Origin of the sequence: Streptomyces sp. HUAS TT7 (genome assembly GCF_051550175.1) — a bacterium.
Lineage (GTDB): Bacteria > Actinomycetota > Actinomycetes > Streptomycetales > Streptomycetaceae > Streptomyces.
The window spans coordinates 6,797,470-6,813,199 of sequence record NZ_CP196175.1 but is presented as its reverse complement, the minus strand read 5'-3'; the positions used below and the strand labels follow the sequence as shown (position 1 = coordinate 6,813,199).

Here is a 15,730-nt window from a genome sequence, read left to right as displayed (position 1 = left end):
GGCACCATCGAAGACATGATCCAGGTCTGCCTGAACGGCGTACGAAGTGCGGAGGACGGCTCGGCGGTGCCGCTGTCCCCGGCCGCCCTAGCGGAGTCCGCGGCAGCGGCGGTGGCCGCCGGTGCGGCCGAGGTCCATGTCCATCCCAAGACGCCCTGCGGAAGCGATTCGCTCTCACCGCGCGTGGTGGGCCCGGCACTTGAGGCGATACGGGCCGCGGTGTCCGTGCCGGTCGGGGTGACCACGGGCGCCTGGGCGGAGCCGGATCCGGCCCGCCGCGTGGAGCGCGTCCGATCCTGGACGGTGCTGCCCGACTACGCGTCGGTCAACTGGCACGAGGACGGCGCCGACGAGGTGGCGGCCGCGCTGCTCGACCGGGGCGTGGGCATCGAGGCGGGCATCTGGTCCGACACCCCCGCCGCCCAGCGCTTCCTCAACTCCCCTTACTCCTCAAGGGTGTTGCGCATCCTCGCCGAGGTGATCGGCACGTCCACGGAGGCCGCCGAGCCGACGGCGCATTCCCTGCTCGCCGAGCTGGGCACCGCGCACGGCAGGCCCATACTGCTGCACAGCCACGACGGCGGCACCTGGCCGGTGCTGCGCCTGGCGCTCGGGTTGGGGCTCGACACCCGCATAGGCCTGGAGGACGTGCTGGCCCTTCCGGACGGCGAACGGGCCGAGTCCAACGCCCAGTTGGTGCGGGCGGCGCTGGCCTGCGCGTGAGGGGCAGGAGGCCCTGCCGGTACGGATCCAGGGACGTGCCCGTAAGAGGCCGGCAGCTCAGCCCTTGCGCTCGGCGAGCAGCCGGGAGCCGGTGAGGCTGTCACCGAAGACGTCGTCCGGGTTGGACAGGACGCAGTTGTCCAGGGACAGACAGCCGCAGCCGATGCAGTCCGAGAGGTGGTCGCGCAGCCGGCCCAACTGTGTGATGCGCCGGTCGAGTTCCGCGCGCCAGTTCTCGGACAGGCGGGCCCAGTCCTCCTTGGTGGGGGTGCGCTCCTCGGGGAGCTCGGCCAGGGCGTCCCGGATCGTGGCCAGGGGGATGCCGACGCGCTGCGCGGCCCGGATGAAGGCCACGCGGCGCAGGGTGTCCCGGCAGTAGCGGCGCTGGTTGCCGGAGGTCCGGCGGCTGCTGATCAGGCCCTTGGACTCGTAGAAGTGCAGGGCGGACACGGCAGCCCCGCTGCGCGCGGACAGCTGCCCGACCGTGAGCTCGTGGATCTTCTCTGGAATCTGCGGCACCCCTCGAACCCTACTGGCCCCGCCCCCGGCCTCCGCCGGGCGCCCCACTCGAACAGGCCCGGCCCCACCCCGTACATCGTTGACAGGACCGGCGGCCCCAACCATGCTGAGCTAGCTGAGCAAGCGCTTGTACATGCGTTGACGCATGCGCTTTTCCATCACTGCGAGAGCGTCGCGAGAGGCAGGGACCAGGGACATGGCAGAGCCGAGGATCTTCACGTCCGCCGAGGAGCTGAAGGCCGGGGTGGGCGAGCAGCTCGGGCACAGCGACTGGCTGGAGATCGACCAGAAGCGGATCGACCTGTTCGCCGACGCGACCGGCGACCACCAGTGGATCCATGTCGACCCGGAACGGGCCGCGGCCGGCCCGTTCAAGACGACCATCGCGCACGGCTATCTCACCCTGTCGCTGCTGCCGACGCTGGTCCCGCAGGTGCTGCGCGTCGAGGGCATGAAGATGGGCATCAACTACGGCACCAACAAGGTCCGCTTCCCCTCCCCCGTGCCGGTCGGCTCGCGGCTGCGCGCCACGGCAGTTCTCACGGAGGTCGTGGAGGCGGGCGGCGGCGTCCAGGTGACGGCGAAGGTCACCGTCGAGCGCGAGGGCGGCGACAAGCCGGTGTGTGTGGCGGAGTCCGTCTCGCGCTACTTCTTCTGAGCCCGGCCGGACCTCCGGCCTCCTGGCCTTCCGGACCCGGCCGGACTTCCCGGCCCGGCCCGGAATCCAGCCGGGCCGGGCCCGCTACTTCTGGGCGCCCACCATCCGCAGGACGAGGTCGGCATACAGTGCACCGACCTCGTCGGGCGTGCGGCGGCCCTGGGTGTTGAACCAGCGGGCCACGTCGATGCAGAGCGACAGCACGGCGAGCGTGGTGCCCGGCACGTCCGGCACGTCGAACTCGCCCGCCGCCACGCCCTCGTTGAGGATGCGGCGCACCGCGGCATCGCTCTGCCTGCGCAGTTCCACGATCTCGGTACGGTGCTCGGCGCCGAGCGCGTCGAGTTCGTACTGGACCACGCGGGCCGTCATGTGGTGCCCCGCGTGCCAGCGGACGAAGGAGCGCACCGCGGCGGAGAGCCGCTCGGCGGCGCTGCCTTCACCCTCGGCCGCGGACTGGAGGATCTCCAGTGCCTTGTCGTGGCCGATCCGGCTGATCCGGTGGAGCAGCTCTTCCTTGGTCTTGTAGTGGATGTAGAGCGCGGCCGGGCTCATCCCGGCCCGGCCCGCGATGTCCCGGGTCGTGGTGGCGTGGTAGCCGCGCTCGGCGAAGGCCTCGACAGCGGCGACGAGCAGCCTCCTGGCAGCCTCGGGCGTGACCTCGCCCCACGGCTTCTCCTCGCTGCCGGCCGTCTCGTCAGTCACGTCAGCCGTGCCCATCGCTCGCCCCTTCCGTCCGTCCGCGCTTCCGTTCAGCAGGACGAACACCATACCCCGAGGGTGAGCAAGCGCTTAGAGCTTCTGGAACGGGTCGTGTTCGGCCAGGAGCTTCTCCAGGCGGGCCTGGTCGACGCGGCTGACGATCTGCCCGGCCTCCTGCCGGTCCCTGATCACCTTGGCCAGGGTGAAGGCGGACGTGAGGAGATAGAGGACCGCTATGCCGAGGAACGCTCGTACCCAGGCGTCCGCCTGGAGACGCAGGATGCCGATCGCGGTCGCGGCGAGCGCGATCGAGAAGGCGGCGACGGCCTGTCCGTAGTACGCCGCGGTGTTCTGCTGCTTGACCGGTGTCTCACTCATGGCGCACAGCATGGAGCGGATGTGGCGCGTGCCACATCCGCTCTCGTACTCAGTACGTACTCGGACGCCGAGGCCCGGCGCCCCTTGATCAGAAGGCCGAAACCCCGGTCTCCGCTCGGCCGATGATGAGCTTCTGGATCTGGCTGGTGCCCTCGTACAGAGTCATCACGCGGGCGTCGCGCAGCAGTTTTCCGACCGGGTACTCGTCGATGTAGCCGTAGCCGCCGAAGACCTGGAGGGCGTTGTTGGCGGAGCGCACCGCGGCCTCTGAGGCGAACAGTTTCGCCTTGGACGCGGCGGTCGCGAACTCCTCGCCCCGGTCGATGAGATCGGCGACCCGCCAGGTCAGCAGCCGGGCCGCGTCCACGTCCACCGAGATGTCGCTGATCAGCTCCTGGACGAGCTGGTAGTGGGCGATCGGCTTGCCGAACTGCTCGCGTTCGCCCGCGTACCCGACGGCCGCGTCCAGCGCCGCCCGGGCGATGCCGACGCAGCCGGCCGCGACCGACATCCGCCCCTTGGCGAGCGCCGACATCGCTATGGAGAAGCCCTTGCCCTCGGGGCCGAGCAGCGCGCCCGCCGGGACCCGTACGTCGTCGAGGACCAGCTCGGCGGTGGCCTGGCCGCGCAGGCCGAGCTTGCCGTGAATGGTGCGGCGGGTGAGGCCCGGGGTATCGGTGGGGACCAGGAAGGCGGAGACGCCCCGGTGGCCGGGGGTGTCGTTGGTGCGGGCGAAGAGCAGAACCACGTCGGCCCAGGTGCCGTTGGTGATGAACATCTTGGCGCCGTTGATCACGTAGTCGCCGGAAGCGCTGTCCCGGACGGCCTTCGTGGAGAGGTTTCCGGCGTCCGAGCCCGTGCCCGGCTCGGTGAGGCCGAAGCAGCCGAGGGCGTCGCCGGAGGTGAGCCGGGGCAGCCAGGCGCGCTTCTGCTCCTCGCTGCCCCAGGCTGCGATGGTCTTGGTGACCAGGCCGAGCGAGACCGAGACGATGCCGCGGACCGAGGAGTCGCCGCGGCCGAGTTCCTCGGTGACCAGGCAGTACGCGAGGTGGTCGCCGCCCGAGCCGCCGTACTCCTCGTCGATGGTGAGCCCGAGGAAGCCGAGCTCGCCCAGCTTCTTCACGATCGACTTGTCGATGTTCTCGGAGCGGTCCCACTCGACGACGTGCGGGGTGATCTCGCGGCCGACGAACTCCTCGGCGAGCTGCCGGACGGCCGCCTGTTCCTCGCTCAGCTCCAGGTTCATTTTCCCTGCACCCCAGATTTAATTACCACTGCTAGTTTTCGGTTGGCAGGCCCTACTATGTGCCGCATGGCCCGACCGCGCAAGCCCCTCCTGAGCACCGACCGCATCGTCACGGCGGCGAGCGCGCTCGTGGACGCGGAAGGTCTGGCGGCCGTCTCGACCCGCCGCCTCGCCGCCGAGCTCGGGGTCAGCGGGCCCTCGCTCTACAACCACTTCCGCACCAAGGACGAGATCCTGGAGGCCGTCGCGGACGCCACCTCCGCACAGGTCGACCTGTCGATGTTCGACGCGGACGACGACCGCGACTGGCGTACGTCCCTGCACGACTGGGCGCTCTCCTACCGCGCGGTCCTGACCCGCCACCCCAACATCGTCCCGGTCCTCGCCCAGGGGCCCGGCCGGCGCCCGGCCGGCCTGCGGCTCGCGGACGCGGTGTTCGGCGCGATGGTCGCGGCGGGCTGGCCTCCGGCCCAGGCGACCCGCATCGGCGCGCTGATGCGGTACTTCATCATGGGCTCGGCGCTCGGCTCCTTCGCCCGCGGCTTCGTGGACGACGAGGCGGCGTACGACCCGGCGGACTATCCGCACCTGGGGCAGGCGCACCTGCTCGCCGAGCGGCAGGAGAAGATCGACGAGGGCGCCTTCGAGACGGGGCTGCGGGCTCTGCTCGACGGCCTTTCGATGCAGTACGCGGCGCTGGGCGACCAGCCGGTCTCCTGAAGTCCCGCTCCCCTTCCGGCCTTCGGGGCAGCCCGGGCCCGCGTGATAATTCGGCCGGCCTCGGGCCTCCCCTCGCCTACTGTGCATGACCATGACCAACACCTCCCCCGAGCGCCGCTCCGCTCGGCTCGCCCTGGCCGCCGTGGCGGTCTCCGTCGTGCTGTGGGCCTCGGCCTTCGTATCGATCCGCAGCGCCGGGGAGGCCTACTCCCCCGGCGCGCTCGCCCTCGGCCGCCTGCTCTCCGGGGCGCTCGTGCTCGGGCTCTTCCTGCTCATACGCCGCGAGGGGCTGCCGCCGCGGGCCGCCTGGCCGGGCATCCTGGCGTCCGGTTTCCTGTGGTTCGCCTGCTACATGGTGGCCCTCAACTGGGGCGAGCGGCAGGTCGATGCGGGTACCGCCGCGATGATCGTGAACATCGGGCCCATCCTCATGGCGCTGCTCGCCTCGCGCTTCCTCGGCGAGGCACTGCCGCCGCGGCTGATCGCCGGCATGGCCGTCTCGTTCGCGGGCGCGATCGCGGTGGGGCTCTCCATGTCGGGCGACGGGCACGCCTCGGTGCTCGGGGTGGTGCTGTGCCTGGTCGCGGCGGCGACCTATGCGGCCGGAGTCGTCCTGCAGAAGCCGGCCCTGCGGCACGGCAGCCCGCTCCAAGTCACCTTCTTCAGCTGCCTGGTGGGGGCGGTGGCCTGTCTGCCGTTCAGCGGGCAGCTGATCTCGGACGCCTCGCACGCGCCCGCCTCCGCGACGCTGAACATGGTGTACCTGGGAGTGTTCCCGACCGCGCTCGCCTTCACTACGTGGGCGTTCGCGCTGGCCCGTACGTCGGCGAGTCGCATGGGTGCGACGACGTACGTGGTGCCCGCGATGGTCGTGCTCATGTCCTGGGCTGTGCTGGACGAGGTCCCGGCCGTGCTCACCCTGGTCGGTGGGGCGATCTGCCTCGCGGGGGTGGCTGTTTCTCGGTCCCGTCCACGGGCCTCCGGGGGCGGGGCCACTGTGGCGTCCGGGGCCACGTCCACGGGTGGGGGCGGGCCGTCCGGGCCCACGCCCGAGGATGCGGGCGAGCCCGACCCCGAGCGGGTCAACTGAGGGGTTCCGCCGGTCGATTGGTCGGGTGCGGGTTGTCCGTGGCTGGTCGCTCCCCCAAGCTCTCGGCTTCTCCCCCAAGGCCTAAAGGGCCAGGGGGACCCCCATGAACAGGGGGGACCCCCATCGCGGCGGAGCCGCACAATGTCACGGCCCCGCGCCCCTGTCAGCACTGGGGCGCGAGGTCCACTCGCAGGGCGGCCGGCACCCGTTTAGAACACCACCAGCGCCCGTCCCCCCTTCCCTGCCAGCATGTTGTCGAAAGCCGCCGGGATTCCGTCGAGGGCGATGCGCTCGGACACCATCGCGGTGAGGTCCAGGCGGCCCGCCCGGATGTGGTCGGCCAGGATCGGGACGTCGGTCGCCGGGTCGGAGTTGCCGTACACGCAGCCCGCCAGCGTGCGGCCCCAGTGGAAGATCTCCAGGGCGTTGAAGGTGACCTGCTGGTCCTTGCCGCCGATGCCGACGACGGTGGTGCGGCCGCCGCGCCGGGTCGACTCCCAGGCGGTACGGATGGTCACCGCGCGGCCCACGCACTCGGCGGCCACGTCCGCGCCCTGGCCGCCGGTGAGCCCCCGGATGTCCTTGGCCGTGGTCTCGGAGGCGACGACGAAGTCGGTCGCGCCGGCCCGGCGGGCCAGCTCCTCCTTCTCCGGGGAGACGTCGACGGCGATGATCTGCGCGGCGCCCGCGATCCTGGCCGACTGGAGGGTGGCCAGGCCCACGCCGCCCGCGCCGAACACCGCGACCGTCTCGCCCGAGCGCACCTTCGCCGAGTGGTGGATCGCCCCGTACCCCGTGAGGACCGCGCAGCCGAGCAGCGCCGCCTCGGTCAGCGGGATGCCCTTGGGGAGCGGGATGAGGCAGTTCTCGGCGACGACGGTCTCCTCGGCGAACGCGGCCACGTTCAGGCCCGGGTGCAGCTCCGTGCCGTCGGCGGTGCGCGCGTACACGGAGGCCGCGCCGTTCAGCGCGTTGACGCACAGCCACACCTCGCCGAGCGAGCAGGGGTGACAACTCCCGCAGGACGGCGCCCAGTTGAGGACGACCTCGTCACCGGAGGCCACCGATGTGACGCCCTCGCCGACGGAGACCACCGTGCCCGCGCCCTCGTGCCCCAGGACGGCGGGGACCGGGACCCTCATGGTGCCGTTGGTGAGCGAGAGGTCGGAGTGGCAGACCCCGGCGGCGGCCAGGCGGACCCGCACCTGGCCGGGTCCCGGCTCGGGAAGGTCGATGTCGGTGATCTCCAGCGGAGAGCCGACGGCGGGCAGTACGGCGGCGCGAACCATGGCTTGCGTTACTCCTGAAGGGTAAGAAGGAGGAGAGGAAGGGATGGCGGCGGATCCGCAGCCGGTGCGTCCCTCAGAACCGGTGCGTCTCAGAACTGGAGCGACTTCGTCTGGAGGTACTCGGTCAGGCCGTGCACGCCGAGCTCGCGGCCCACGCCCGACTGCTTGTAACCGCCGAAGGGGGCAAGGGGGTTGAAGCGTCCGCCGTTGATGTCGACCTGGCCGGTGTCCATGCGGCGCGCGAAGGCCACGGCCTCCGCGTCGTCGGCCGCCCAGACCCCGCCCGCCAGGCCGTACACGGTGCCGTTGGCGATCCGCAGGGCGTCGTCCTCGTCCACGTACTTGATGATCGAGACGACCGGGCCGAAGATCTCCTCCTGGGCGATGGTCATCTCGGGGGTGACGTCCGCGAAGATCGTCGGCGTGACGTAGTAGCCCTGCTCCAGGGGCGCTTCCGGGCCGCCCGCGACGATGCGCGCGCCCTCCTGGACGCCCTTCTCGATGTAGCCGCGTACGCGCGCCAGCTGCTTGGCATTGACGAGCGGGCCGACGCGGTCGCCGACGGTGTACTTGGCGGCGGCGGCCGAGGCCAGCTCGACGGCCTCGTCGTACTGGTCGGCGTGGACCAGCATCCGCGTCCAGGCGCTGCACGTCTGGCCGGAGTTGCCCATCACGTTGGCGACGCCGACGCCGACGGCCTTGGCGAGGTCGGCGGAGGGCAGGATGACGTTGGCGGACTTGCCGCCCAGCTCCAGGGCGACCCGTTTGACGGCGGCGCCCGCCGTGGCGCCGATGGTCTTTCCGACGGCCGTCGAGCCGGTGAAGGAGACCAGGTCGACCCCTTCGTGCTCGGCGAGCGCCTGGCCCGCGACCGGGCCGAGGCCGGTGACCAGGTTGAACACACCGGCGGGCAGGCCGGCTTCGTGCACCGCCTCGGCGAAGAGCTGCGCGGTCAGGGGCGTGTCCTCGGCGGGCTTGAGGACGACCGTGCAGCCCGCCGCCAGTGCGGGAGCTACCTTGTTGACGATCTGGTGCAGCGGATAGTTCCAGGGCGTGATCGCACCGACGACCCCCACCGGCTCCTGGTAGACGGTGGAGTTCCCGATCTTCTCCTCGAAGGCGTACGAGGCGGCCAGTTCGGCGTACGAACCGGCGATCGCGATCGGCAGGCCCGTCTGCACGGCCTGGGCGAAGGCCGGCGGCGCGCCCAGTTCCGCGCTGATGGTCGCGGCGATCTCGTCCTTGCGGGCGACCAGGCGGTCCCGCAGCGCCGCGAGCCCCGCAGCGCGCTCGGCGGGCGGGGTCGCGGCCCAGGCCGGGAGTGCCGCGCGGGCGGCGTGCACCGCACTGTCGACGTCCTCGGCCGTGCCCGCCGGGACATGGGCGATGACCCGCTCGTCGACCGGGTTCACCACCGCGATGGTGTCCTGGCCTGCGGCAGCTCGCCACTCGCCGCCGATGTACATCCCGTCGTGGGCCTTCATCGCATTCCTCCCGAGCCGGACCGGTGTCGTACGCCGCTCAAACTAGCGCCGTTAGTTTTTGGGCGCCAGAGGCGGCCCGTGCGGCCGGGACCCGGCCGCGGTGGTTCTCACCGGCGCCATCCTCCTGGTCCCGGGCGGCACTCCGCCAGACACCCCCTTCGGCCACCAACCCGAGATCGCCCGGCACGCACGCCGGCGCGGCACGAAGGACGTGCCGCACCGGCGGAGTTGGCCGAAAGGGAGGGGTCAGATGATGCCGAAGAGGATGCCCGAGCCGAGCACCACCAGACAGGTGAGCGCCGCCCACTTCACCGTGAACCGGGTGTGGTCGCCGAACTCGACCTTCGCCATGCCGACCAGGACGTACACCGCCGGGACGAGCGGGCTCGACATGTGCAGGGCCTGTCCGGCCAGCGAGGCGCGGGCGATCTCCAGCGGGGAGACGCCGTGCGCGGCACCGGCCTCGGCGAGGACGGGCAGGACGCCGAAGTAGAAGCCGTCGTTGGACATGAAGTAGGTGAGCGGCAGGCTGAGCACCCCGGTGACCAGGCCCATCTGCGAGCCCATGCTGTCCGGCACCACGCCGACCAGCCAGTCGGCCATGTGCTTGACCATGCCGGTGCCGCTGAGGACGCCCGTGAAGACGGCGGCCGCGAAGACCATGCCGGACACGTTGACGACATTGTCGGCGTGGGCGGCGATGCGGGCCTTCTGGTCCGGGATGTGCGGGAAGTTCACGGTCAGCGCGAGGGCCGCGCCGATCAGGAAGAGCACCGGGATCGGCAGCCACTCCATGATCATGGAGGTGAGCAGGGCGACGGTGAGCAGCGCGTTGAACCAGTACAGCTTGGGGCGCAGGGTCTCCCGGGCCGGGGCGAGCCCCTGGAAGTCGTCGCCTTCCGGGGCGTCCGCACCGGTGCCGCCACCACTCGCCTTGCGCGGCGCCCCACCCGAGCCCGAGCCTGCGCCGCCGGCCCCGACCAGGACGGTCTCGGTCTCCGGTTCCAGGACCTTGTCGAGCGACAGATGGCCGACGCGCCTCCGCTCGCGCATGCCGAGCACGTACGAGAGGACGAGAACGGCGACCAGGCCGACCGCGAGCGCGGGAATCATCGGCACGAAGATGTCGGAGGCGTCCAGCTTGAGCGCGGTCGCGGCGCGGGCGGTCGGGCCGCCCCAGGGAAGCGTGTTCATGACACCATTGGCGATCGCGGCGACGCCCGTCATCACGACGAGGCTCATGCCGAGCCGCTTGTAGAGCGGGTACATCGCCGAGACGGTGATCATGAAGGTGGTGGAGCCGTCGCCGTCGAGCGAGACGACGGCGGCGAGCAGCGCGGTGCCGACGACCACGCGCATCGGGTCGGCCTTGCAGAAGCGCAGGATGCCTCGCACGATCGGGTCGAAGAGGCCCACGTCGATCATCACGCCGAAGTAGACGATCGCGAACATGAGCATCGCGGCGGTGGGCGCCAGCGAGCCGACGCCCTTGATGACGTAGTCGCCGAGATGGGCTCCCTTGCCGACGAAGACGCAGAAGAGAGCGGGGATCAGAACCAGCGCCGCGATCGGCGACATCTTCTTCAGCATGATCAGGACCAGGAAGGTCGCGATCATGCCGAAGCCGAGGATGGTCAGCATGGAGGACACCTAACGTTCACCCTTGAACTCCCACCAGGGGCTGGCGGTGCGGATGACGTTAGGTCGCCGTTTCAATCCTTAACAAGATGTTGACACCTGAGCAATACGAGCAAAAGTCCAGGTCACGATAGGGGTACGAGTTCGACGGGGAAGCCGTTGAGCACGGAGGTCCCCGACAGCGGGTCGAGCCGGGAGCCGTCGAGGAGCTGGTTGACGTTGACGCCGGGGCGGTCCTCGGCGACCGCGAGCCGGCTGCCGGGCCTGCTGTGCCCCCACCCGTGCGGCAGGCTCACGACACCCCTGCGGACGCTGTCGGTGATCTCCACGGGGGCCGCGACCTCTCCCCCGTCCGCAGTGATCCGTACGTCGGTGCCGTCGGCGAGGCCGAGCCGGGCCGCGTCCTCGGGGTGGATCTGGAGGGTGCAGCGGTTGGAACCGCCGTTCAGGGCGGGGATGTTGTGCAGCCAGCTGTTGTTGGAGCGCAGATGGCGCCGGCCGACCAGGACCAGGGAGGCGGGCCGTTCGCCGAGGGCGGCGCGCAGCCGGGGCAGGTCGGCGGCGATCGGTGCGGGCAGCAGCTCGATGCGCCCGCTGCGGGTCCTGAGCACCTGCGGCAGGCGCGGCCGAAGCGGTCCGAGGTCGATGCCGTGGGGGTGGGCGAGCACGCGGTCCAGGGTGAGTCCGTCGGGGTCGGCGCCGAAGCCGTCGCCGTACGGGCCGAGCCGGAGCATGAGGTCGAGGCGCCGCTCGGGGCCGTTGGCTCCGGTGAGCCCGGCCGCGAGTTCCTTCGCGTCCTGGCCGTGTACGGGCGAGTGCGGGTCGGCAACGGCCTTGGCCAGCGCGCTGTCGACGACCATCGCGTCCACGGCGGCGGGTTCGGCGCCGTGCATCCCGCTCGCGGCGAGCACGAGCCGGGCGTGGATCTCGCACTCGTCCATGCGCCCTTCGGCGAGCGGCACGGCGGGCCGGGTGTAGCGGACCTGGTTGCGGACCGCGAAGCCGTTGAAGGCGAAGTCGAAGTGCGCGCTCTGGGAGGGCGGCGGCGGGGGCAGTACGACGTCGGCGTGCAGCGACGTCTCGTTGAGGTACGGGTCGATGCTGACCATGAAGTCGAGCCCGGCCAGCGCCCGGTCGAGCCGGTCCCCGTCCGGCGCGGAGAGGACCGGGTTGGCGGCGGAGGCGATGACCGCGCGGATCTGTCCTTCGCCCGGCGTCTCGATCTCCTCCGCGAGGGCGGCGAGCGGCAGTTCGGACTTCACCTCGGGGTGCCCGCCGACCCGGCTGTGCCAGCGCCCGAGCGCGAAGCCCTTGCCGGGGCCCGCCGGGCGGGGGGTGCGGTCGGTGGCGGAGAGCGGGAAGAGCGCACCGCCCGGCCGGTCGAGGTTGCCGGTCAGCACGTTGAGTACGTCGACGAGCCAGCTGGCCAGGGTGCCGTGCTCGACGGTGCAGCTGCCGATCCGGCCGTATACGGCGGCGGGTGCGGCGGCCAGTTCGCGGGCGATGACCCGGATGTCGCCGGGGTCCACATCGCATACCGGTCCGACCACTTCCGGCGTGAACTCCCTTACGGCGTCGGCGACTTCGGCGATTCCCTCGATGTGCGCCTCAGCCTCGCCCGGCGCTACGAGCTTCTCCTCGAAGAGCACCTGGGTGATCGAGGCGAGCAGCAGGGCGTCGGTGCCGGGCCGGATCGCGACGTGCCGGCCGGCGAGTTTCGCGGTACGGGTGCGGCGCGGGTCGACGACGGTGAGGGTGCCGCCGCGCGCCCGCAGCGCCTTCAGCTTGCCCGGGAAGTCGGGGGCGGTGCACAGGCTGCCGTTCGACTCAAGCGGGTTGGCACCGAGCAGCAGCAGATGGCTCGTGCGGTCGAGGTCGGGCACGGGGATGGCGAACGGGTCGCCGAACAGGAGCCCGCTGGAGACGTGCTTGGGCATCTGGTCGAGGGTGCTCGCGGTGAAGAGGTTGCGGGTGCGCAGCGCGCCGAGCAGGACCGGCGGGTAGAGCGCGCCTGCCATGGTGTGGACGTTGGGGTTGCCGAGGACGACGCCGATCGCGTTCGGCCCGTACTGCTCCACTATGGGCCGCAGGCGGGCCGCGATCACGTCGAAGGCCTCGGCCCAGCCGGCCTCCTCCAGTACGCCGTCGCGGCGGACGAGCGGGCCGGTGAGCCGGTCGGGGTCGGCGTCGATCTCGCCGAAGGAGGCGCCCTTGGGGCAGATGAACCCCTGGCTGAACACGTCGTCCCTGTCCCCGCGGGCGCCGGTGACCCGGGCGCCGTCGACGGTGAGGCTCAGCCCGCAGGTGGCTTCGCAGAGCGGGCAGATACGCAGGGCGGTGCGGGGCATTCGTCCTCCCAGGGCGACGGCGCACGGGCCCTTTGAGCATACCGACCGGTAGGCATGTGGGGGAGGGTCCGGCCGGGGTCAGTCCAGGGTGCGGGCGAGGTAGGCGTGAAGGAGCTGCCGCGTCTCCGCGACGATGCCCGGGTCTCCCTGCGGGTCCGTGCGGAAGGCGAGGCGCAGCGTGGCGTCGGCGGCCTCCACCGCGACCAGGATGACCCGGCGCAGATCCGCGTCCAGGGTGCGGCCGAACTGGGACGGCAGGAGCTCGGCGAGGCGGTCGGCGAGGATGTGGTTGGCGTCGGAGTCCGGGTCGGGCACCGGCTGGGGGCCGCCGAAGTCGACCAGGTTGAACCCGGGCACCGTCTGCTTCAGGACGAGGTACTCGTCCAGGACCGCGTCGACCGCTCCCCGCCAGTCGGCCGCCTCGATGTTCTCCAGGCGCGCGTTGATCATGCCGGCGTAACGGTCGAGGTTGCGGGCGGCGAGCGCCTCGGCCATCGCCCGCTTGTTGCCGAAGAAGCGGTAGACGGACCCGATGGGCACGCCCGCGCGCTGGGCGACCGCCCTGGTGGACAGGTCTTCGTAACCGGTTTCGTCGAGGAGTTCGGCGCAGGCGTCGAGTATCCGGGACAGCCGCTCGGCGCTGCGCTGCTGCACGGGTGCCCGGCGGAGGTTCGCGTGGAGATCAGGAGCAGGAGACACGCGCCCATCATCCCCCGCCCGGCCGGATTTCCCGTTGACGCGACCGCATCGTAATCCTACGGTTGAGCATAGGATTCCGGCACGGGAGCAGGAGAGCGGACGATGACGACCACCACCGGCGAACAGGCGAGGAAGATCGCGGAGGGCCTCGGCCACTCCCACGGCTTCGGCAATGAGCACAGCTCGGAGGCCGTCCCCGGCGCCCTTCCGCACGGCCGCAACGCACCCCAGCGCGCCCCGCTCGGCCTGTACGCGGAGCAGCTGAGCGGATCAGCCTTCACCGAGCCGCGTGCGGACAACCGCCGCTCCTGGCTGTACCGGATCCGGCCATCGGCCGCGCACCCCCCGTTCGCCCGTACCGACAACGGACACCTCCGCTCGGCCCCCTTCACCGAGTCCGTGCCCGACCCGAACCGGCTGCGCTGGAACCCGCTGCCCGAGCCCCCGGCGGGCACCGACTGGCTGGCGGGCCTGTGGACGCTCGGCGGCAACGGCGACGCGACCCAGCGCACCGGCATGGCCGTGCACCTCTATCACGCCAACTCCTCCATGGATTCAAGGGTGTTCAGCGATGCCGACGGCGAGCTCCTGATCGTCCCCGAGCGCGGCGGCCTGCTCCTGCGCACCGAGCTCGGCCTGCTCGCCGCCCGCCCCGGCGAGGTCGCCCTGATCCCGCGCGGCGTCCGCTTCCGCGTCGAGCTCCTCGACGAGAGTGCCCGCGGGTACGTGTGCGAGAACTACGGCCGCCCCTTCGAGCTGCCCGAGCTCGGCCCGATCGGCGCCAACGGCCTCGCCAACGCACGGGACTTCCGGGCACCGGTAGCGGCGTACGAGGACGTCGAGGGCCCGGTGGAGGTGGTGAACAAGTTCTGCGGCAACCTCTGGACCGCCACCTACGACCACTCGCCGCTGGACGTCGTCGCCTGGCACGGCACGCACACGCCGTACGTCTACGACCTGCGCACCTTCAACGTGATGGGCACCATCAGCTACGACCACCCCGACCCGTCGATCTTCACGGTGCTCACCTCGCCGTCCGACACTCCGGGCCTGGCCGGTGTCGACTTCGTGGTGTTCGCGCCGCGCTGGCTGGTCGGCGAGGACACCTTCCGCCCGCCGTACTTCCACCGCAATGTGATGAGCGAGTACATGGGCCTCATCGAGGGCGCGTACGACGCCAAGGCCGAAGGCTTCGTGCCCGGCGGCGGTTCGCTGCACAACATGATGTCGGCGCACGGTCCGGACCGCGAGACCTTCGACCGGGCGAGCGCCGCCGAGCTGAAGCCGCAGAAGATCGACGACGGCCTGGCCTTCATGTTCGAGACGCGCTGGCCGGTCACCGCCACCGAGCAGGCGGCGACCGCCGACCACCTCCAGCGGGGCTACGACGAGGTGTGGCAGGGTCTCCAGCGCCACTTCCGCTCCTGAGCACCGCCTGATACGGAATCCCTGTGACCTCCTCCTTCGCACCCGACTCCCTGGTCCTGAACCGGAAGCTGCCGCTCTGGTACCAGGTCTCCCAGTCGCTGCGCGCCTCGATACTGGGCCGCTCCCCCGACGCCTCGCTGCGCCTGCCCACCGAGGAGCAGCTCGCGGCGCACTACGGGGTGAGCGTGCTGACGATGCGTCAGGCACTCAAGGAGCTGGAGGAGGAGGGCCTGATCAGCAGGCACCGGCGGCGCGGCACGTTCATCGAGCCGGCCGCCCGGCGGGCGTCCCCGGTCCGGCTGCTCGGCTCGATCGACGCGATCGTGGCCCAGCAGTCGGGCGAGCGGACCACGATCCTGGGCCACGGCCCGGAGCCGGTCCCCGGCGAACTCGCCGAGTACTTTCCGGGCTGCCCCGAGGTCGTGACGTACCGGCGGCTGCGGTGCGACGAGAGCGGCGAGCCGACCAACTGGGCCCACAACGCCGTGCGTCCGGAGGTGGCCGCCGCGATCGACCTCGCGGATCTTGAGCGCTGGCCGATGACCAAGGTGCTGCGGGACGCGGTCGGAGTGGACATCGCGCGCATCACGGACACGGTGGAGGCCCGCCTCGCCGACCCGGTGACCGCCGAGCTGCTCCAGGTCCCGCTGCTCTCGCCGATCCTGCACTACACGGGCGTGGCGTACGACCCGAAGGGCCGGGTCGTCGACGTGGCCCGGATCCACTACCGCGGCGACCGCTTCTCGTTCTCGGTGACGGTCGAGGCGCGCTGATCCTGTGAAAGTCCGGTGCGGTACCGCGCCCTGAA

Annotated in this window: 15 protein-coding genes; 6 read left to right on the top strand and 9 right to left on the bottom strand. The window is 71.3% G+C overall.

The genetic code is table 11. From position 1 onward, the window contains the following. Positions 1-15 precede the first annotated feature (15 nt). Positions 16-723 (top strand): 3-keto-5-aminohexanoate cleavage protein, encoded by a 708-nt coding sequence (locus tag ACSHXC_RS30655; protein ID WP_438294661.1) that lies wholly within the window; start codon positions 16-18, stop codon positions 721-723. Positions 724-780: 57 nt separating this feature from the next. Here ACSHXC_RS30655 and soxR read toward each other — a convergent pair whose 3' ends face one another. After that, positions 781-1,242 carry a redox-sensitive transcriptional activator SoxR gene (gene soxR, locus ACSHXC_RS30650; RefSeq protein WP_438294660.1) on the bottom strand — a complete coding sequence of 154 codons (462 nt, stop codon included), beginning with the start codon at positions 1,240-1,242 and terminating at the stop codon, positions 781-783. Between the two features lie 196 nt (positions 1,243-1,438). Here soxR and ACSHXC_RS30645 point away from each other — a divergent pair, with 196 nt between their 5' ends. Then, positions 1,439-1,900: a MaoC family dehydratase gene (locus tag ACSHXC_RS30645; protein ID WP_438294659.1), complete on the top strand. Its 462-nt coding sequence runs from the start codon at positions 1,439-1,441 to the stop codon at positions 1,898-1,900. An 84-nt stretch (positions 1,901-1,984) separates the two neighbouring features. Here ACSHXC_RS30645 and ACSHXC_RS30640 read toward each other — a convergent pair whose 3' ends face one another. The 3 genes from ACSHXC_RS30640 to ACSHXC_RS30630 all read right to left on the bottom strand — a co-directional run bounded on the left by ACSHXC_RS30640 (position 1,985) and on the right by ACSHXC_RS30630 (position 4,226). Beyond that, complete coding sequence (locus ACSHXC_RS30640; RefSeq protein WP_438294658.1) at positions 1,985-2,620, bottom strand: TetR/AcrR family transcriptional regulator; 636 nt, start codon at positions 2,618-2,620, stop codon at positions 1,985-1,987. A gap of 72 nt (positions 2,621-2,692) precedes the next feature. Continuing rightward, positions 2,693-2,980 carry a YiaA/YiaB family inner membrane protein gene (locus ACSHXC_RS30635; RefSeq protein WP_438294657.1) on the bottom strand — a complete coding sequence of 96 codons (288 nt, stop codon included), beginning with the start codon at positions 2,978-2,980 and terminating at the stop codon, positions 2,693-2,695. Positions 2,981-3,068: 88 nt separating this feature from the next. Continuing rightward, positions 3,069-4,226, bottom strand: a complete 1,158-nt coding sequence (locus ACSHXC_RS30630) for an acyl-CoA dehydrogenase family protein (protein WP_438294656.1) — start codon at positions 4,224-4,226, stop codon at positions 3,069-3,071. Between the two features lie 66 nt (positions 4,227-4,292). On the opposite strand from ACSHXC_RS30630, the gene ACSHXC_RS30625 reads away from it, so the two are divergent. Both ACSHXC_RS30625 and ACSHXC_RS30620 read left to right on the top strand, forming a co-directional pair. Further along, positions 4,293-4,946, top strand: a complete 654-nt coding sequence (locus ACSHXC_RS30625) for a TetR/AcrR family transcriptional regulator (protein WP_438294655.1) — start codon at positions 4,293-4,295, stop codon at positions 4,944-4,946. An 85-nt stretch (positions 4,947-5,031) separates the two neighbouring features. Continuing rightward, positions 5,032-6,036 carry a DMT family transporter gene (locus ACSHXC_RS30620; RefSeq protein WP_438294654.1) on the top strand — a complete coding sequence of 335 codons (1,005 nt, stop codon included), beginning with the start codon at positions 5,032-5,034 and terminating at the stop codon, positions 6,034-6,036. A gap of 209 nt (positions 6,037-6,245) precedes the next feature. Here the strand turns inward: ACSHXC_RS30620 and ACSHXC_RS30615 are convergent, their stop codons facing one another. The 5 genes from ACSHXC_RS30615 to ACSHXC_RS30595 form a co-directional block, all read right to left on the bottom strand. After that, on the bottom strand, positions 6,246-7,325 hold the full coding sequence (locus ACSHXC_RS30615) for a Zn-dependent alcohol dehydrogenase (RefSeq protein ID WP_438294653.1): 1,080 nt from the start codon (positions 7,323-7,325) through the stop codon (positions 6,246-6,248). Between the two features lie 89 nt (positions 7,326-7,414). Beyond that, complete coding sequence (locus ACSHXC_RS30610; protein WP_438294652.1) at positions 7,415-8,809, bottom strand: aldehyde dehydrogenase family protein; 1,395 nt, start codon at positions 8,807-8,809, stop codon at positions 7,415-7,417. 246 nt (positions 8,810-9,055) lie between these two features. Next, positions 9,056-10,450, bottom strand: a complete 1,395-nt coding sequence (locus tag ACSHXC_RS30605) for a CitMHS family transporter (RefSeq protein WP_438294651.1) — start codon at positions 10,448-10,450, stop codon at positions 9,056-9,058. 122 nt (positions 10,451-10,572) lie between these two features. Beyond that, the gene (locus tag ACSHXC_RS30600; RefSeq protein WP_438294650.1) at positions 10,573-12,795 is read right to left on the bottom strand and encodes a molybdopterin oxidoreductase family protein; all 2,223 of its coding nucleotides are present in this window, start codon (positions 12,793-12,795) and stop codon (positions 10,573-10,575) included. A 78-nt stretch (positions 12,796-12,873) separates the two neighbouring features. Beyond that, complete coding sequence (locus tag ACSHXC_RS30595; protein ID WP_438294649.1) at positions 12,874-13,494, bottom strand: TetR family transcriptional regulator; 621 nt, start codon at positions 13,492-13,494, stop codon at positions 12,874-12,876. A gap of 102 nt (positions 13,495-13,596) precedes the next feature. Between ACSHXC_RS30595 and hmgA the strand changes: the two genes are divergently transcribed. Further along, positions 13,597-14,922, top strand: coding sequence for a homogentisate 1,2-dioxygenase (hmgA, locus tag ACSHXC_RS30590; protein ID WP_438294648.1), 1,326 nt, complete (start codon positions 13,597-13,599; stop codon positions 14,920-14,922). Between the two features lie 23 nt (positions 14,923-14,945). Further along, complete coding sequence (locus tag ACSHXC_RS30585) at positions 14,946-15,695, top strand: GntR family transcriptional regulator (protein ID WP_438294647.1); 750 nt, start codon at positions 14,946-14,948, stop codon at positions 15,693-15,695. The last annotated feature ends 35 nt before the right edge of the window (positions 15,696-15,730 follow it).